The 18,748-nt window shown below is 36.8% G+C and carries 15 protein-coding genes; 1 reads left to right on the plus strand and 14 read right to left on the minus strand.

The features are described from left to right. Positions 1-4 precede the first annotated feature (4 nt). From rplC to Q5O30_RS05650, 4 genes are all read right to left on the minus strand, one after another. Positions 5-634, minus strand: a complete 630-nt coding sequence (gene rplC, locus Q5O30_RS05635; protein ID WP_021952777.1) for a 50S ribosomal protein L3 — start codon at positions 632-634, stop codon at positions 5-7. A 108-nt stretch (positions 635-742) separates the two neighbouring features. Next, positions 743-1,060 carry a 30S ribosomal protein S10 gene (gene rpsJ / locus Q5O30_RS05640; RefSeq protein ID WP_021952778.1) on the minus strand — a complete coding sequence of 106 codons (318 nt, stop codon included), beginning with the start codon at positions 1,058-1,060 and terminating at the stop codon, positions 743-745. Between the two features lie 349 nt (positions 1,061-1,409). Beyond that, positions 1,410-4,457, minus strand: a complete 3,048-nt coding sequence (locus Q5O30_RS05645) for a S8 family serine peptidase (protein ID WP_021952779.1) — start codon at positions 4,455-4,457, stop codon at positions 1,410-1,412. Between the two features lie 448 nt (positions 4,458-4,905). Next, positions 4,906-5,142, minus strand: a complete 237-nt coding sequence (locus Q5O30_RS05650; RefSeq protein WP_021952780.1) for a hypothetical protein — start codon at positions 5,140-5,142, stop codon at positions 4,906-4,908. Between the two features lie 179 nt (positions 5,143-5,321). On the opposite strand from Q5O30_RS05650, the gene Q5O30_RS05655 reads away from it, so the two are divergent. Continuing rightward, positions 5,322-6,182 (plus strand): class I SAM-dependent methyltransferase, encoded by an 861-nt coding sequence (locus tag Q5O30_RS05655; protein ID WP_021952781.1) that lies wholly within the window; start codon positions 5,322-5,324, stop codon positions 6,180-6,182. Positions 6,183-6,259: 77 nt separating this feature from the next. Here Q5O30_RS05655 and Q5O30_RS05660 read toward each other — a convergent pair whose 3' ends face one another. From Q5O30_RS05660 to Q5O30_RS05705, 10 genes are all read right to left on the minus strand, one after another. After that, the gene (locus Q5O30_RS05660) at positions 6,260-6,898 is read right to left on the minus strand and encodes a 4'-phosphopantetheinyl transferase superfamily protein (protein ID WP_021952782.1); all 639 of its coding nucleotides are present in this window, start codon (positions 6,896-6,898) and stop codon (positions 6,260-6,262) included. Positions 6,899-6,936: 38 nt separating this feature from the next. Further along, a complete protein-coding gene (locus Q5O30_RS05665) occupies positions 6,937-9,159 on the minus strand; it encodes a thiamine pyrophosphate-dependent enzyme (RefSeq protein WP_021952783.1) in 2,223 nt (740 codons plus the stop codon). A 3-nt stretch (positions 9,160-9,162) separates the two neighbouring features. Beyond that, positions 9,163-10,260: a 2-oxoacid:acceptor oxidoreductase family protein gene (locus Q5O30_RS05670; RefSeq protein ID WP_021952784.1), complete on the minus strand. Its 1,098-nt coding sequence runs from the start codon at positions 10,258-10,260 to the stop codon at positions 9,163-9,165. A gap of 44 nt (positions 10,261-10,304) precedes the next feature. Beyond that, positions 10,305-12,500: a beta-propeller domain-containing protein gene (locus Q5O30_RS05675; RefSeq protein WP_021952785.1), complete on the minus strand. Its 2,196-nt coding sequence runs from the start codon at positions 12,498-12,500 to the stop codon at positions 10,305-10,307. After that, on the minus strand, positions 12,500-13,036 hold the full coding sequence (locus Q5O30_RS05680; RefSeq protein ID WP_021952786.1) for an RNA polymerase sigma factor: 537 nt from the start codon (positions 13,034-13,036) through the stop codon (positions 12,500-12,502). Before Q5O30_RS05680 ends, Q5O30_RS05675 begins: the two co-directional genes overlap by 1 nt. A 173-nt stretch (positions 13,037-13,209) precedes the next feature. Next, on the minus strand, positions 13,210-13,632 hold the full coding sequence (locus Q5O30_RS05685) for a flavodoxin (protein WP_021952787.1): 423 nt from the start codon (positions 13,630-13,632) through the stop codon (positions 13,210-13,212). Positions 13,633-13,703: 71 nt separating this feature from the next. Further along, a complete protein-coding gene (locus tag Q5O30_RS05690) occupies positions 13,704-14,267 on the minus strand; it encodes a DUF3793 family protein (protein WP_021952788.1) in 564 nt (187 codons plus the stop codon). A gap of 5 nt (positions 14,268-14,272) precedes the next feature. Continuing rightward, on the minus strand, positions 14,273-15,568 hold the full coding sequence (eno, locus tag Q5O30_RS05695; RefSeq protein WP_021952789.1) for a phosphopyruvate hydratase: 1,296 nt from the start codon (positions 15,566-15,568) through the stop codon (positions 14,273-14,275). Positions 15,569-16,106: 538 nt separating this feature from the next. Then, positions 16,107-18,182 carry a heavy metal translocating P-type ATPase gene (locus Q5O30_RS05700; RefSeq protein ID WP_021952790.1) on the minus strand — a complete coding sequence of 692 codons (2,076 nt, stop codon included), beginning with the start codon at positions 18,180-18,182 and terminating at the stop codon, positions 16,107-16,109. Beyond that, positions 18,182-18,454 carry a DUF6110 family protein gene (locus Q5O30_RS05705; protein ID WP_021952791.1) on the minus strand — a complete coding sequence of 91 codons (273 nt, stop codon included), beginning with the start codon at positions 18,452-18,454 and terminating at the stop codon, positions 18,182-18,184. Before Q5O30_RS05705 ends, Q5O30_RS05700 begins: the two co-directional genes overlap by 1 nt. Positions 18,455-18,748 lie beyond the last annotated feature (294 nt).

The following is an 18,748-nucleotide window of genomic DNA, read 5'->3' on the forward strand; positions in this document are numbered from 1 at the left end:
AATACTACTTACCGGCTTTAACTGATTCTTTAATTGTTACTAAAGCTTTCTTAGGTCCCGGTATAGCACCTTTAACTAAGAGTAAATTCTTTTCTGCGTCAACACGAACGATTTCAAGGTTCTGTGTTGTAACTTTCTTGCCACCCATGTGACCAGGCATCTTCTTGCCCTTAAACACCTTACTAGGAGTTGAACATGAACCGTTTGAACCTGCATGTCTGTGGTATTTAGAACCATGAGCCATAGGTCCTCTTGACTGTCCGTGTCTCTTGATTGCGCCCTGGAAGCCTTTTCCCTTTGCAATTGCAGTAGCGTCAACCTTATCTCCTGCTTCAAATACGTCAGCCTTGATTTCATCTTTAACTGCGTATTCTCCTTCAAGTTTGAATTCTCTTACATATCTCTTGTAAGAAACTCCTGCCTTGTCAAACATACCTTTAACAGGTTTGTTAACAAGCTTTTCTCTGATATCCTGGAATCCAACCTGTACCGCACTGTATCCGTCATTTTCCACTGTTTTTACCTGAGTAACAACACATGGTCCTGCCTGAAGAACAGTCACAGGTACTAATTCACCATTCTCGTTGAATATCTGAGTCATACCAACTTTTGTAGCTAAAATAGCTTTCTTCATTTTAATTACCTCCTGTTAATCTACAGCGGATCGCTTACCGCGATCATCCTAGAACAGTTTCCGTAACTATTAGTTACTATATAAACCTTCAAGGATAACTCTCTAAAATTATTTGTCGTTCTTCATCTTAATATCGATGTACACACCTGCTGGCATTTCTAATCTTGATAAAGCTTCAACTGCCTTCTGGTTTGGAGCTACGATATCGATAAGTCTCTTGTGAGTTCTCTGTTCAAACTGCTCTCTAGAGTCTTTGTACTTGTGTACAGCTCTAAGAATTGTAACTACTTCCTTCTTTGTTGGAAGAGGTACAGGACCACTCACTTCAGTTCCTGTTTTCTTTGCAGTTTCAACAATTTTCTTTGCTGACTGATCTACTAATTTGTGATCGTAAGCCTTAAGTGTAATTCTCATTACTTGTGCCATAAAAAAAGCCGCCTCCTTTTCGTACTATTTAGCACGACAAGCGGTGACCGTACAACCTTTCCGTGTGTGTCCCAAATCAAAGGACCATAAACACGGTGTTTCCACTACCTCGGTGGACTGATTTTTGTACAGTGACTTGTCGCCAGTTTTCTAACTTGACATTCGCTCCACGGAAAACCTGCATCTGGTGCAGCAACCTCTCGCTTCTACGCTATCAATGTCACAGCAAGGAACAGTTTAGCATACACTGTTTCAAAAATCAACCCCTATTCCAATTTTTTTCCATAAAAAAATATGAAAGATTAGCATCCCTCTAAATCTTAGAGAGATGCCATATAAAAATCAACACTTATCCTTTCACAACTGTACTGCTCCAGTCGTAATCTTTTGTCTTATACTCCTTGTTCACTACTGATAAAATATCATTATATAAGTATTCATGATGCTCTTTTGAATTCATCTTACATCCCTGATATAATATATCAGCCACATCATAAATCGTATATGTATATGAATTTGTATATACATAAGTTCCATCGGATAGTTTTGCATATGCACGGATTCTCCATATATCACTATACTCTGGAGCTGTACCTGCAGCAAATTTCATTGTCATTGCATAACTTGTAGCAATATCCGAATCCGAAAACACTCTATCTGACTTGCCCGCAGATGTACTTTCATAACTGCGTACATAATAACTTGAACTTCCTACATACAGTTCCGATGCATCCACATAATCTGCCAGAGAATATATCAGTCCTGAACTTACAACTTCTTTTCCATTAATTTCACTATCCACAGAATAAACCACGCGCATACCCTTTGTTGTGGCACTTATCTGATATCCGTTTATTTCTATTCCACCGTTTATTGTATTTATAGTCTTTGTTGTTTCTTCCTGCGCCGTCATTTTTTCTGTTGTTGGCTCTTCTGTTGTTGGTTCCTCTGTTACAATATCCGATTCTTTTATAAACTTAAAATAATCAACATTTGCCACATAATAGCAATCACCGGTAGTAACGTATTTTACATATACTATATGGCTTCCCGCAGATATTTCGCTGTCAAGATTTGCAGTAACATTTCCGTATTCCTGCCACCACGAAGCATTATTGGTAAGAACAATTGTTCCAACTTTATTATCAAAATCATCCACATATATCTCGGCATTTCCAAGAGCTGTTCCTGTTGGACTGGAATAACAAAATTCTATTGCACTTGCATTTTCATTAAAGTTAACATTTTCATACGTCATATATACTCCATTTGAAACACCTCCAATATTATGTCCACCGCTGGCACTGCTATTTGTATCCACTACCCCTCCCTGGTTGGAAGTAAACTGTTCAGCCTCTATAATACCAAAAGCATCAAATACTTTTGTTGTCGTCTCTTCCTTTTCTTCAAGGGAAAAGCTTGTGATTACAAAATTTCCACCCGCAGGTACTTTTCCTAAATCTATAAATATTTGCGTATTATCTGCTGTCGGTGTGAAATCAATCTCAAAATCATTAGTTCCATTCACAAGTGTATATTTTTTTGCTGTCTGCGTCCCCTCATCCTTAAATGTAATTGTATCTGTCATATCCGAATTAAATGTTGCAGATACTTTACATGTGTATGTTTTTCCTATTGTTGTGCTAAGTATCTGAGTCTTCATCTGAACTCCCCACTCAGCTCCACTATATTTGTTAACATAAACTCCAAAGTCGTTGTAGGAACCACCATCTTTATAGCTTCCTGTCGGATTACCACCCCAATCTGATGCAAAGTATACAGACCAATAATTCAAATTTGTCCAATTTGCTCCTGCAGTGGTATATCCTGAAGGAGTGTCAGATGATACCGTGGTTGTTGTTTCTTCTACAGTACCACCTGCTGCGGATACTACTGCTGCATAAGCATTTGCAAATCCATAGGCATATGTATAATCTCTGCCGGAGTCTCCTAAGTCTTTGGCAGTATTAATAAGAATATTTTTTACGGTATTACTATTTAACCCTGCGTTCACGCTGTACATCATCGTTACAATAGCCGACACCATAGGAGACGCAAAGGAGGTTCCTCCTGCAACAATGGTATCTGAACCTGAGCCTGTTATATTCGGTGCATATATTGCTACCCCCGGTGCACAGATATCCTTATTCCATCCCCGGTTACTGGTTGCTGCAATATTATAACTCTCATCAACAGATATTACGGAAATCGTGTTTGCATAATCCGATGGATACGTTGCAACGTCAGATCCATTGTTTCCTGCACCGGCTACAACTGTTCCACCTGCTGCAACAAAGTTATTAATTGCAGCCTCTTCTACATCGTTTGCCCCCTCATGGGCGAGGCTGAGATTGGCAACCTTTGCTCCTACCTGTCTGGCATAATCAAGCCCCACTGCAATCTTATCCACATACATCTCAATTTTAACGTTAATTAATTCAGCAACATCATTATTAATACAGCTTGCGACTCCTGCAATCTGCGTTCCATTATTTGCGGTTCCCGCAAGAACACCTGCTACAGCAGTGCCGTGATTATTATTGTACATAGATGTACTTTGTCTTAACGGAATATAACTACCATCACTCAAAATTTCTGCCGACAAACTTGAACTTGCCTGAAGGTCTGCACTATTTAAATCTGCGCCACCATCTATTACTGCCACTTTGACCTTTGAATGGTTGACGCCTCGGATATACTGCCATGCATCTACCACCTTCATCGTTCTTAAATAATACTGGTTTGCCGCATATGTATCATTCACCAATTCATATGCTTCCGAAATCTGCTCAACCTTATCATTTCTTGCAACCTGCATTGTTTCATCATAGGCTCCATAAGCATCAACTGCCTTGTCCACTGTAAGACCCAAAGAGTTTTTTACTTTAACAATATATGTTCCATCCGTACATTTATATATATACTCACATTCTCCGTACTGATCAGCAACAATGTCTTTAATTTTCTGTTTTGAAATGTCCGCACCAAAAGTTAAAATGGATGTCCCTGCCTCATAAGAAAGTTTGTCTGCATTCTTTCTCTCTTTGGCAGCTTCTTTATATCCCTTTATAATACCTGCAGCTTTTGCATTTACATTTTCTTCAAATGCCTTACAACAGTCTGTATCTCCGTCTTTATAATATTCCGTGAGTATTTTGTTCACTGCCACCTCAAAATCATTTCCATTTAGTTCATTTACTCTGGCTGCTGCTTTACTGCCATCTTTTTTTGCTGCGACAACAATTTCTTTTAAATCTTTGTCACTAACAGCAAATTCTTTCAGTTCTGTTTCTGAAACAGATGGCCTTTCAGTAAAATCTGCTTTGGGTACAATCAGAGTGACCACCATCAGCACTGCCAGAATCAGACTGAACGTTTTTATTTTCCTACTTATCATTTTTTATTTTCCTTTCTTTTTTGTTGCATTCCTCTCTAGAGTATACATTTCAATATTCTATCTTAATTTAACACATTTAAATTTTAATTCTAGCACCCTATTTTTTAGAAAGTATACTTTTTTCTCAAAAAAATATCAGAAAAATTTTACATTTAACCCGAAAGAAACAAAAACAGCCACATACTTTGATATAAATAAAGTCCTACAAACAGCATATTTACACTGGTTGTAGGACTTTTCCCTTTTTACAACTGTAAAAAACAGGAGCATACCTTGCGTAATCCCCAACCGAATTTCAGCGAAGCGGAATTGAGGTTCGCGCACTTCTTATCTTAGACTGTATAAATTTAATTTTAGTCTAACGGAAGTCAGACCAAAACTTTTTTAGCTTTTTTAAACTGTCTATTCCTCGTATTAACGGTCTGTAAAAAACCTCGTTTGTTATACATCATTTATTTGTTTCATTATCTTTTATATATTGATGATTTTGGAAGTATTTATTTGCGTAAGTATTATAGTAGCATAACGAATTTAGAAAATATTTCATATCCTGCTGTTTTTCAGTTGATAATCCTAATGCTGCTATTCCACCATTATTAATCATTTCATAACAATATCCAATAACGCTAAACTCAAATTCACACTTTTTTGAGCAATTATCCTTTTCAGCAATTGTAAGTGTCAATTAATCGTCAAATCCATTCGCAGGAAAATTGAATTATCCCTGTATGACAAAGTCATTTTGATTCTTCCAATTCCATTGCCTCAATGGGCAACAAATTTACTTTTGACACCCATATCATTATTATGTTAATATATATCCGGTTGATTTAAACCTACTATTATAATAAGAGGAAATACGTTATGTGGATAGCAGATAATTGGAAAGATTATGAAGTTATTGATACTTCTTCAGGAGAGAAGCTTGAGCGTTGGGGAGATTACATTTTGTTAAGACCTGACCCTCAGGTTATCTGGAATACTCCTAAGAAAGATTATAGATGGAAAAAATTAAACGGACATTATCACCGCAGCAACAAAGGTGGCGGTCAATGGGATTTCTTTGATTTACCTGAGCAGTGGACTATTAATTATAAGAACCTTACATTTAACCTTAAGCCTTTTAGTTTTAAGCATACAGGGCTTTTTCCAGAGCAGGCAACTAACTGGGACTGGTTCTCTGAAAAAATAAAAAACGCCAACAGACCGGTTAAGGTTTTAAATCTTTTTGCCTACACAGGTGGTGCCACTTTGGCAGCCCTTGAAGCCGGTGCCATGGTTACTCACGTAGATGCATCAAAGGGTATGGTAACCTGGGCGAAGGAAAATGCTGTTTCGTCTAATTTAGCAGACCGTCCTGTAAGATGGTTAGTAGATGACTGTGTAAAGTTTGTGGAACGTGAAATAAGACGTGGGAACAAATACGATGCCATTATTATGGACCCTCCTTCCTACGGAAGAGGCCCTAAAGGAGAAACATGGAAAATAGAGGAGAATATTTTCCCATTTATTGAACTGTGTACTAACATTTTAAGTGATGACCCTCTTTTCTTCCTTATAAATTCATATACCACCGGATTACAGCCGGCAGTTTTAAGTTATATGATTAATACAGCCATTGTAAAAAAATTTGGTGGTCACGTTACTGCCGAAGAAATCGGACTTAATGTAACATCTAACGGATTGGTGCTTCCATGTGGAGCCTCCGGTCGCTGGGAGAATTAAAGAATATAAAATCTATATGGGAGTTTCCCATTATACAAAAAGTTTTCACCTTAATGTAAATTAAAGTGAAAACTTTTTTAAAATGCAACTTCTTCTATATTAAGTTCCTTATCCCTTATATCTGCACAAACAGACATAATATATCTTTCATCTAATTTCATCTGTAAAATCTCATATCCCGGATTATCCATAATCTTTGCCTTTCCTTCGGCAAAATTTACTTCAAAAGAATTAAGAGGTTTTCTAAGACCTATACCTACATTTTTCAAATATGCTTCCTTAACTGTCCAAACCTCATAAAACCTCTGGGTTTTAACATTTTCATCTTCTCCCTCATTTATATAGGTACATTCATTTTGGTGAAAATTCCGCTCAGCCACTAGCTGATTGTTTTTTTCCATTCTCTGAATATCAATTCCAATATTAAACCTTGAAACTGCTATAACCACATAATTTCCTGAATGTGAAATATTAAAAGAATCCTTAGTTCTCAAAAAATGAGGTTTTCCAAATTTATCAATTACTATTTCGTCATTTATATTATACTTTTCTTTTATAAATTCAATTAGAAGCCCTGCTCCTAAACACCTTAATTTGTCATCGTTTCTTTTAAGTCTGGCAATTTTCTCCTGACGTTTCTTACTTACCTTACTTAAATTCCTTTCAAAGATAAATTTATTTCTTAAAGGTGTAATATTAAAGTAATAAATATCCATAATATTCCTCTTTTGGTTTTTTATCAGACTTTAGTGTATCACATTTTTATGTTTATGGAAACTGATTTTTCCTTTAGTTTTCTAAACCTTTCATCAATTTCTTTTTGAATTTCCTCAACTACACTACTATATTCCTCTTTTACTAAATGTCTGGTTCTTCCCATCATGGAAAACCACTGTTTTACAGGCATTTTTTTGTTGCTGTTTTCATGATTATAATTAAGTTTTGTAATTCCCTTCTCCACTTCATATAATGGAAAATATCCACAATTCACTGCTGCTTCTATAACCGCCCTTTCCGTGGCAGGGTTGTCATTCCAATTGAGAGGACAGGCTGATAGTGCCTTTATATATGCCATTCCCTGATTTTTGGCATAATACGCCGCCTTTGCAGCCTTAGTAATAAAATCCTTAGGATTGCACTCTGCCACCGTTGCCACGTAAGGAATATTAGCCGCTGCCATTATTTCCGGCATATCCTTATTAAAAAATGTCTTTCCGTATTGAAGGGAACCCACATGGGATGTAGCACTTTTTGCCCCTTTAGGAGTAGAATAAGACAGCTGGTAGCCGGTATTCATATATCCTCCGTTATCATACTCAAATATAATCATGTTATGACCTCTTAAGGCTGTTCCAAGGGCTGACCCCATACCTATATCCATGCCTCCATCGCCGGTTACCATTATAAAAACAATGTCTCCTTTAGGTATTTCCCCTTTCTCCTGTCTTCTTTTACAGGCTTCTACTATCCCGCTCATAGTGGCAGCCCCGTTTTGAAAAAGATTATGAATATAGGGAACCCTGAAAGATGTTTTAGGATATGCAGTAGTTATAATCATTCCACAGCCTGTCTGAAACAAAAGCACCACCGGGTCTTCAATTGCCCTAAGAAGAAGATTTAAATTTACTAATATTCCACACCCCGGACAGGCTCCATGTCCCGGTGCAATTCTATCAGGCATTGCCGTTGTGGCATTAATCTGTCCCCCCTTTACCATTAAACCCTCTCCGGTATTTTTTACTTCCGTAATTCCTAACATTGTTCTTTCTTTATCTATCTTTTTAAGAAGATTACCCTGTACTTTTTCTTTGCCGCCTTTTGTTACACCATAATAACTAAAATCAGGGAGATTATCATATTGCTCCAAAAGCCATCTTCCATCAGATACGTCAAAGTCAATACCACCTAAGCCATATACCACTGATTTAATTTCCACATTTTTCTTTTTTCTTTGAAATGCCGCCCTAACTTCTAAGGATAGATTTCCCCCATTAGCCCCATAACTGTCCTGTCTGTCTGCCACAAGTATTTTACATTTATCTTTAACCCTTTTAACAACCTCATCAATGGGAAAGGGGCGGATTACATTAAGGGTAATGACGCCTGCTTTTATTCCCTCTTTTCTTAATTTATCAACTGCCACTGTAACTGTGTCAAAGGCAGAGCCTAACAGTATCATAACAATTTCAGCATCCTTTACCTTATACTCCTCCACCATTTCATAATGTCGTTGTGATAAATTTTCATAGCTTTTAAATATTTCATCAAGTCTCTTTCCTGCTAAGGTCACTGCCTCATACAACTGAAATCTGTTATTTATTAAATCAGGCTCATTCATGTATGAACCAATGGTTATGGGATTTTCAAGGTCTAATAAATCATGTTTTTCCTTCTTTTTTCCCACAAAATTCTTTACGTCTTCATCTGATTTGAAGCTATAGCTTCGTTTTTTCTGATGGCTGGTAAAAAAGCCGTCATATGCCACTACCACCGGCAGGCTGACACTTTCCCCTAATTTAGTGGCAATAATGTTAAAATCGTAAACCTGCTGCACACTATGGGCAAATAGAATAATCCACCCGGTATTTAGCATAAACATAATGTCGCTATGGTCTCCCTTAATGGATAAAGGCCCCGAAACCGTACGACACGCCACATTCATTACCATGGGATACCTTGTACCTGATTGCACCGGAAACTGCTCTAGGGCATACAAAAGTCCATTGGCACTTGTGGCATTAAAAGCCCTTGCCCCTGCTGCCGATGCTCCGTAACATATTCCTGCTGCACTATGCTCTCCTTCTGCCGGAATCATAGTTATGTCAACTTCTCCCTTAGCCCCCATTAAATCCAGATTTTCTGCAATTTGAGTAGAAGGAGTAATTGGGTAATAACCCATTATGTCATACCCTATTTGTTTCACTGCCAACGCTGCAGCTTCATTTCCTGATAAATATTTTTCCACCTGTTCCTTCATATCTTAAACTTCTCCCCCTTCTATTCTTTTTTCATCTAAAAAAGCCTCCGATGTAATATATCCGTCGGCACCTGTCTTTTCATAACAATCCGGTGTTTCCTTAAGTTCTATGTTGGGAATAAACCACGGCTTCACACTATAATCTTTCTCTTTTTCCTTTATTAAAGCCTGGGTAGGGCATATTTCCACGCACCTTAAACAGCCTTTACAATGAAAATAATCAAGTCCTTTATTCACCATCATTTCCTTCCCCTTATAAGTTTCTTTTTCAAACTGAAAAACCATATCAGGGCAGGTTACATCGCACATTCCGCAATTAATGCATCTCTCCTTTATAAACACCGGAATATACCCTTGCCTGGATGGGGACAAATCATTAGTTATGGTGCTTCCCATACTTAAATTTACTCCCCCTGTAAGCATGTTTTCATATCCTTTAGAATTGCCATTTTCTTTTGAATTTGAGGTAATCTTATAATTAGGAATATTACATTGGATGGCTTCATTATATCCTCTATATATTCCCTGCAAATTATTTTCCAGCACATCAGGGTACTTTGCCCCTAATACTTCACTGCATATTTTATTAACGCACTCCATGGGAATAAAACCGCTTGCTTTTGCCATGGCACCTAACATTACAACGTTAATTCTCGATTTGGTTTCCATGGCTATGGAAAGTGCCGGAACACATACCAGTCTTGCCCCGGATATTTCATTTGCCTTAAGGTAGGAATTAATTATATTTTCAGGTGCTATGTCAGAATTAATTACAATAACCGTATCATTACTACATCCGTTAAAAATCTCAGAATTTTGCATTAATGCCTCATGGAATATGCAGAGCATATGAGGTCTTTTAACCGGTGAATTTAGCCTGATTTCCATATCCTTTCTGCAATATCTTACATATGCCTTTACAGGAGTACCTGTTTTTTCTGAGCCATAACTTGAAAAACCGGCACTATTAAGTCCCAAAAACTTTAGTGCCAGTTCTCCTAACATTTTTCCGCAAAGGTTAGCTCCTAAACCACCTATGCTTTCTATTCTTATTTCATAATATCCTTCATCATTTAATAATGGTAATTTTACTTTTTCCATTCTTCTCCCCCACAATATTTTATTACCATTATTAGCAGATTTAATTATTTTATACTGATTTTTCCTTTTACACTATAGTCTGCCATATTAACAGCCCATATTGCTTTGCTGCAATCTGTAACATACAAATAATTATCTATATAAAATCCCCTGACATCGCTATACTCCTGCTCTCCTAACTTTAATCTTAAAAGTTGTTTGAACCTGTTATTTTCATACTTAAACAAATAGTAATACACGTCTTCTGAATAGTACTCATCACTGTAGTTGTCCTCATAAACAGGAATCCCTATAATATTTTTTTCACTATCTGCTAACAATGCTTTAGAATCGTAAAGTGCATCGCTGTAAGACTCTTTTTCCACCGTGTAAGAAGCCTTTCTCTCTGCCTTCTTTCCAGAAATTCCATACATGTCAATTTTAAGCTTAGATGGTTCATTTTCATCGTTAACTCCAATTCCCAGCATATTATTTTCGTCAAACATCTGGAGATAATCAGAATATCCCGGAATTTTAAGAGCTCCTGTTATCTTTGGATTTGCCATATCGGTAAAATCAACTGTAAACAGAGGATCTGTCTGTTCATAGGTTACAAAATAACCATAATTGCCTAAATATCTTGCAGCATATATATCCTCATTCTTTGCCAGACCTAAAATTTCACCCTTTTTCTTCATGGCACTGTCAAAGGTATAAACTGAATTATTTTCAGTTGATGTTATAACCTTGTCATCTATACACTCATCATCCACCTGCTTCCCATCTTTGTAATATACATATGAATCCTCCAAAGTGACTCCTTCACTAACATGGGCAACTAATCTTAAGTATCCATCCTTTTCATCTAAAGAAAACCTGTCATCGATTCTTCCATTAATACCGGTTCCTGCTATAAAGGTTATTTTTCCATCCTTATATGAATATTTTATTATTTCCGATTTATCACTTCTTTTTATGGCTTTTACCTGACGTTTCTTAGTATCCGCCTTTATTTTATCTAATGCGTAGTGATATTTTATTTTTGTCTTTTTATTTAAGTCTATTTTCTTATTTTTTACGTATTTATCAATTTTTGCTTTATAGTTTTCATCATCTGAAACATCCTCTTCATCAAACACCTGGCTTATAAGATAAATATTATTTCCACTAACATAAACATCACTGCTGCTACCTAAAACAGATACACTATTTTCTATTTTCTTAGCTGTATCAATGTTAATTGAAGTAATTATTGAATAGGAATTGTCCTCTGAAACATCCGGTATAAAAATATCCTTACATTCCACCTTTTTTTCGTTGACATAAGGTATGCAGTCATCCTTATCGGCATCCCATGAAGATATTGTATACAGATATCCATTGACAATCCTTGTTTCAGCTACACTTCCATCCTGATTGTTTTTACTTATAAGCTTCGGATTTTTAATGTCGGATATATCATAAATCAGGATATATGTTTTACTTTTTTTATTTCGTGCTATTACATCGTCTACAACTCCACATGTTGCTATCCTGTTGATAGTTGAAGCAATGGCTACTAAACGGTTATTTTCCACATATATTTCCCTTACACTGGTCTGTTTTCCCACTGTTTTCTCATCAAACATTATTGTGGATATATTTTTCATATTTCCGTTAGTTGCCTCAGTAATCACAACCTTATTATAGGCAAACTCTCCATTTTTTTTACATTTTTCCGTTAGGGTATAAATGTACTTTCCGTCAGTTTTTACACTATCCCCCTCATGGACACCTTCAGTCTGCTCATTAGTTTTTGAATAATTGTTTTTTCCTGTACCTGTGCTTCTGCTTACACCATCTGTTGCAGCATCTGTAGACTTTTTAACGCCCCGTTCATTGTCTTTATATCCAGGTACTTCTTCCTTAAGCCTTGACTTAATCTCATCATAGGAATCTGCGAATTTTCCTCCCTGAACATTTTTATTAATCTTAGATGGGGTAGCGTAATTATCGGCGTACATTTTTTCACCGCTGCTTTTATATACTTCTTTGGTATTAACATGATTCCATATTGTCATTCCTGCCACAAGGACAATACATGCCGCCACTGCTGTTGCCATTTTATAAATTCCGGTAAATTTCTTTTTTCTTCCGTTTCTAATACTTTTTATTATCTTTTCATTAGTTTTTTCATCAATTGTTATCTTTTCGCTGTCATTTATTAACATTTTGGCTATCTCAATATTTTTTTCGTCAAAATCTTCAAAATTTCTGCTCATTACTGCACCTCCAAATATTCTCTCATTTTTTCAAGACCTCTGTTCAGCCTTGTTCTTACTGTTGACGGGTTCATGGACAAAATCTTTCCCACTTCGTGGCTTTTGTATCCCTCCACCACACATAGTGAAACAATGATTCTGTCTGTTTTATTTAATTTTGATAGCGCTATCTGTATATCTGTTGCTTCTTCCCTATCTTCATATTTTGTGCTTTCCCTTAACTCCACATCTTCCATGGTTTTTGACTTTGGATTAAAAACTGAAAACTTATTATACTTGTCCTTTATCTTCCTGTTACATTTAGTTGTTAATATTTTTAATATCCACGGCTCAAAGCTATCAGGATTTTTTAATTTTGTTATACCTGTCAGGGCATCTAGCACAGTGTCACTTACCACCTCCTGTGCTAACAAAACATCTCCCATTATGTAAATGCCCATCTTATACAAATCATTGTTGATGGAGCAATATAACCTTTCAAAAGCTTTTTTGTCATTTCCCATTGCAAGGACTACGTCCTGTTTATCATATTTCATATTGGTACCTTTTCCCTTTTATTATGATTAATTAATCTTTTCATATATGTAGTGTACGGAAATATAGATTTTGTTGCAATAAAAAAAAATACACCGGAATGCTGTCTACACATTCCGGCATATTATTAAGTATTTGAGTTGCCGGTTTCCCGGCGAATTAAATTGGAGAAAATCTATGCTAACGCTTTGCCCAAAGCCTTGCACGCATCAATTGCTTCATCATCCGGTGCTTCATTGCATATAACAAAATCACATGCCATAACAGCACCATCATTTCTGCATGTCTCATCCCAGTTTCTCATCCACTCACCATCGCCCCATCCATAAGAGCCAAAAAGTGCTATTTTTTTGCCATTTAACTTCGCCTCGCACTGTGCAAATACAGGTTCAAATTCACCTTCTTCTAACTGTTCAGCTCCCATTGAAGGACATCCGAAAGCTATGGCATCATATTCATCCATCTTATCAGCACTAAAATCAGATACAAATATTACATCTGCCTGTGCTCCTGCTTCCTTTGCTCCTTCTGCAACATTAGTTGCCATAACTCCTGTATTTCCTGTTCCACTCCAAAAAACTACTGCCACTTTACTCATTAATCTTATTCCTTTCTGCCACAATATATTTATGGTTAATACTCCTTAGCTATAGTAAGGAATTATCCATTTTACGCTGCCACTGTAAGCTTCAAAATGCTTCTTCCGGCATTCCATAGTTTTGTATAAATCAATCTGCACTTATCATATCTGGCAAATTGTTTCACTGCTGCCGATTCGTCGCCATAAACCTTCCAATAACCACAACACTTGAAATTATCCCCTTTATTTTCAATAAATCCAATAACATCTTCCACCGGATAATCCAAAAACAATCCGATTTCATGGGGAAAGTCATTTAAATTTCTAAGCCTCTCTTTCAAATGTGCAATGGAATACTTTACATCACAACATGTATACCCACATTTTTTTAGCAGCTCCCATGTCTTCTCCTGCTTCAAATCCTCTTGCAGTCTATTAGTCCTATATACATATATTAATGCTGATTTTTCATTTTCCCGCAATATTTCTATGCTTATTCCTTTTTCTTCAAATATCGTGTTCATGTCTTTTACATTTTTGTAAACGTCTTCCCTTGTTAATCCATCCCATGTATAAAACCAGTTGAATAAACTGGCGGTTTTTAGAGATGCCAGAGTGGAAGAACACCATTCAATAAGATATTTTTCAAGCATGTTTTTTACCTTTTCACGTTAAAAGCTGCCATACCCGGATAAACTGCCGCATCTTTTAATTCTTCTTCAATTCTTAATAACTGATTGTATTTTGCCACACGTTCAGTTCTGCTTGGTGCTCCTGTTTTAATCTGGCATGTATTAAGAGCCACTGCCAAATCAGCTATAGTTGTATCTTCAGTTTCACCGGAACGATGAGATGATATTGCGGTGTATCCTGCCTTGTGTGCCATTTTAATTGCCTCTAAAGTTTCTGATACTGAGCCAATCTGATTTAATTTAATAAGGATTGAATTTCCACATCCTAATTCTATACCTTTTCCTAATCTTTCAGTGTTAGTTACAAACAAGTCATCTCCTACTAACTGAACCTTGTCTCCTAATTCTTTTGTAAGAACCTGCCATCCTTTCCAATCTTCTTCATCTAACGCATCTTCAATTGAGATGATTGGATATTTGTCAACTAACTTTTTCCAATGCTCAATAAGTTCATTTGATGTATATTTTGTGCCTGCTTTTGGTAAAATATACTCGCCTTTCTTTTCCCCTTTCCATTCGCTAGAAGCAGCATCCATTGCCAACATAAAATCTTTTCCCGGCTGGTAGCCTGCTTTTTCAATTGCCTTTAAAATATATTCAATAGCTTCTTCGTCACTCTTTAAGTCCGGTGCAAATCCGCCTTCGTCACCCACCGATGTAGCAAATCCTTTTTCTTTTAATAATGTGCTTAACTGATGAAATACCTCTGCACACCATCTAAGAGCTTCTTTAAATGTTTCTGCCCCTACCGGCATTATCATAAATTCCTGAACGTCTACAGTGTTTGCCGCATGAGCTCCACCGTTTAAAATGTTCATCATTGGAACCGGAAGTCTGTTTCCTGATATTCCTCCTAAAAATCTATACAAAGGAATGTCTAATGATATTGCAGCTGCTCTGGCACTGGCAATTGAAACTGCCAAAATGGCATTTGCTCCAAGATTTGATTTATCTTTAGTTCCGTCTGCTTCAATCATAGCCTTGTCAACTGCGTATATATCTGATGCATCCATTCCCTTTAACACATCATTAATAGTTGTGTTAATATTTTCTACTGCTTTTAAAACACCCTTTCCCTGATATCTGCTTTTATCACCATCTCTTAACTCAAGGGCTTCAAACTCACCTGTTGATGCTCCACTAGGTGCAGTTCCTCTTCCTACTGTTCCGTCTGCCAAATAAACTTCTGCTTCTACTGTAGGATTTCCTCTTGAATCCATGATTTCACGTCCTACGACTTTTTCAATCTGTAAATAATTCATTGTATGTTCCTCCATATTTCTATAAAAAATAAATTTTAGTCTTGAAATAATTAAGTAAGGAGTCCGAATGGAAGGCAGCTACCCCTTCCATTTCCCGTTCGGAGTCCAAATGTCTATTCAAAAGAGGTTAGTTATTTCTAACCATAGTTATAATATACTAACATTTTGATAAAAGTCAATAGGAAATTTGACATTTTTAATTTTTTAAGTTAGAAGTTAATGAAGGGAGATGGTGCATGTTTTTCTCATAATAGTGAGTTTATTTGTTTTTCCGGGGTGGGTACCATTGACCAGTTCAACTCGCCACTTCCAACTGTCCTTAAACACATTATCCACTAACAAATTTTATGCCACACCTATGTTGGCTTTCCAATCACAGCAGGTAACTACTATCTCAACCATTGTCCACAAAAAAGCACCACGTTAATGACTAACTTTCATTAACATGGTGCCTTTTTTCTAAAATGTCCTATAGATATCAACTCTCATACACATCCACAGATATTCTATAATGTTTAATCTATATACACATCCACTTTTATATTTCTATATCCTTCATGCTGCTTAAGCCTATTGCCAGAGTTGATGAATTATGCAGCAATGCCGACGTTGCCGGTTGTATCAGACCGCAGGCCCCAAGAATTATCAGTGCAGTATTTATACCAACAATTGAACGATAATTCCTATGTATCTTCTTCATAAGACCTTTGCTTATTTTTATAAGAGTAACTATCTGGCTTAAATCTTCACCATCTATAGTTATATCAGCTATATCTCTTGCTAACTGTGCGCCGTTGCTTATGGCAATACCCACATCTGCTTTTGATAAAGCCGGTGAATCATTTATGCCATCCCCAATCATTATGACACATCTGCCCTTTTTGGTTTCACTTTCAATAAACTTTGCCTTATCCTCCGGCAAAACTTCTGAATAATACTCATCAACACCTACCTTCGCAGCTATTGCTTTCGCAGTTCTGTCACTGTCTCCGGTCATCATAACCACCTTGCTGATACCATTTTTCTTTAATTCCCTTATGGTCTCAACAGACTCCTCCCTTAACGGGTCTTCAATAAGAATAACTGCAGATAGTTTGTTTTCAATGGCAAGATATAAATGAGAATACTCCGGTGGAAGATTTTTGAACAATTCTTCCTTTCCATCAGGAATAACGCAATTTTCATCTTCCATTACAAAATGATAACTGCCAATAATTGCACGCTTTCCATTAATTGTAGTAGCTATTCCGTGAGCTACAATATATTCCACCTTACTGTGAAATTCATCATGCGTAAGATTTCTGCTTTTTGCCGCATTAACAACAGCATTGGCCATGGAATGTGGAAAATGTTCCTCTAAGCATGCTGCGATTCTTAACAAATCATCCTTTGACCTGTCTTCAAATGCCACTACATCCACAACTGTAGGTTCCGCCTTTGTTAAAGTGCCTGTTTTGTCAAACACAATAGTATTCGCCACAGACATCTTTTCCATAAACTTTCCACCTTTAACGGTTATTTTATAGTCATTTGACTGTCTTATCGCTGCTAAAACAGATATTGGCATGGCAAGCTTAAGAGCACATGAATAATCGACCATAAGAATGGAAATGGCTTTTGTTGCATTTCTTGTAAGAAGATAAGTCAAAATCGTTCCTCCCAAAGAATATGGAACTAACTTATCTGCCAAATGCTCTGCCTTTCCTTCCATTGATGACTTAAGCTTCTCTGACTCCTCTATCATATCTACAATTTTGTCAAATTTACCTGAGCCACTGGTTTCCTTTACAATAACACCTATTTCTCCTTCTTCAACCACCGTTCCTGCATAAACATAATTTCCTTTTATTTTACGAACCGGAACAGCTTCACCGGTCATAGATGCCTGATTAATCATGGCTTCGCCATCTGCCACTTCGCCATCAAATGGAACTACTTCGCCCATTCTTGCAACAACTATGTCTCCCTTTTTAATATCTTTAGCCGGCACCATAACCTCTGTACCGTCCTTTTTCAGCCATACTTTGTTGATATTAAGTGACATACTACGTGCTAAATCACCTACAGACTTCTTATGTGTCCACTCTTCTAAGAGTTCGCCTACTCCTAACAGAAACATAATTGAACCTGCAGTATTAATATCGCCCCTAATCATGGAAACGCTAATGGCCGTGGCATCTAAAACCGGAACCTCCAATTTTCCCTTTGCCAATGTCTTAATTCCTATAAGAACATACTTAAAGGCACTATAAGAAGTTAAAGCGATTTTAACCGGCATAGGCAAAACCACACGGCATGCATAACGCATAAAAATTTTATTAATAAGTTTTTCCTTATAATACTCGTTAAGCTGGCGACCTGAATTTTCTAAATACTGTTCCGGTACATCTACCTTTTCATAAGAAAACCTCTTAAGCATATCCAAAACAGCCTGTCTGTCACCTGAATAACAAATGACCGCATCATTTGTTCTATTAAAAATCTGTGAAGAGATTATATTTTCCCTTCCCATAAGATAATACTGTAAAATATCTGCCTGTCTGAACGTCATATTCTTATAGACAAAATGTACCCGGAGTCTCCCCCTTATCTCATGTTTAATAACAAATTTCATTATTCTTCGCCACTTTCGTCTTCAACGCTTTCATCTTCAAAGCATTCTTCTGCTTTTCTGTCCTCGTTAATCTGCTGTGCTTCTGCATAAATGTCGCCGGCATTTTCCTGAACAGTTGTAACTGTGTCCATTACACAATCCTTAGCTCTAAGAACTGCTGCGGTGCAATTGGCATACACTTTCTTTGCATCTCTGCTTGAGAGAACTTTAATACCTGCTGTTCCAAATAATGTTCCTGCTGCAAATACAGCTACCTTCTTTAAAATATCCATTATAAAACCCTCCTATAATATGTATTGCCCCCTCCCTTCGGTCAGCGGCATTTCGTCGGAAACATCCCTTAAAATGAACTTCGTTCATTTAGTTTCCTCCTATAATATGTATTGCCCCTTCCCTTTGGTCAGCGGCATTTCGTCGGAAACATCCTTAGCCATGAAGTTGATTCATTATGTTTCCTTCTGCTTTTAGGTTTGTTACGCCTAACCAAATAATACTTCTTTTGTGAGAATTTTTCAAGTATTTTAAATAAGACCATCCCTTCAATGTTTAATTCAACATTAACAGAA

The organism is Eubacterium sp. CAG:161 (assembly GCF_000432355.1).
Classification (GTDB): domain Bacteria; phylum Bacillota; class Clostridia; order Lachnospirales; family Lachnospiraceae; genus Eubacterium_G; species Eubacterium_G segne.

Coding starts and splice junctions, on each gene's coding strand:
- rplC (WP_021952777.1), bottom strand. CDS start 634: ATGAAGAAAGCTATTTTAGCTACAAAAGTTGGTATGACTCAGATATTC.
- rpsJ (WP_021952778.1), bottom strand. CDS start 1,060: ATGGCACAAGTAATGAGAATTACACTTAAGGCTTACGATCACAAATTA.
- Q5O30_RS05645 (WP_021952779.1), bottom strand. CDS start 4,457: ATGATAAGTAGGAAAATAAAAACGTTCAGTCTGATTCTGGCAGTGCTG.
- Q5O30_RS05655 (WP_021952781.1), top strand. CDS start 5,322: ATGTGGATAGCAGATAATTGGAAAGATTATGAAGTTATTGATACTTCT.
- Q5O30_RS05660 (WP_021952782.1), bottom strand. CDS start 6,898: ATGGATATTTATTACTTTAATATTACACCTTTAAGAAATAAATTTATC.
- Q5O30_RS05665 (WP_021952783.1), bottom strand. CDS start 9,159: ATGAAGGAACAGGTGGAAAAATATTTATCAGGAAATGAAGCTGCAGCG.
- Q5O30_RS05670 (WP_021952784.1), bottom strand. CDS start 10,260: ATGGAAAAAGTAAAATTACCATTATTAAATGATGAAGGATATTATGAA.
- Q5O30_RS05675 (WP_021952785.1), bottom strand. CDS start 12,500: ATGAGCAGAAATTTTGAAGATTTTGACGAAAAAAATATTGAGATAGCC.
- Q5O30_RS05680 (WP_021952786.1), bottom strand. CDS start 13,036: ATGAAATATGATAAACAGGACGTAGTCCTTGCAATGGGAAATGACAAA.
- Q5O30_RS05685 (WP_021952787.1), bottom strand. CDS start 13,632: ATGAGTAAAGTGGCAGTAGTTTTTTGGAGTGGAACAGGAAATACAGGA.
- Q5O30_RS05690 (WP_021952788.1), bottom strand. CDS start 14,267: ATGCTTGAAAAATATCTTATTGAATGGTGTTCTTCCACTCTGGCATCT.
- eno (WP_021952789.1), bottom strand. CDS start 15,568: ATGAATTATTTACAGATTGAAAAAGTCGTAGGACGTGAAATCATGGAT.
- Q5O30_RS05700 (WP_021952790.1), bottom strand. CDS start 18,182: ATGAAATTTGTTATTAAACATGAGATAAGGGGGAGACTCCGGGTACAT.
- Q5O30_RS05705 (WP_021952791.1), bottom strand. CDS start 18,454: ATGGATATTTTAAAGAAGGTAGCTGTATTTGCAGCAGGAACATTATTT.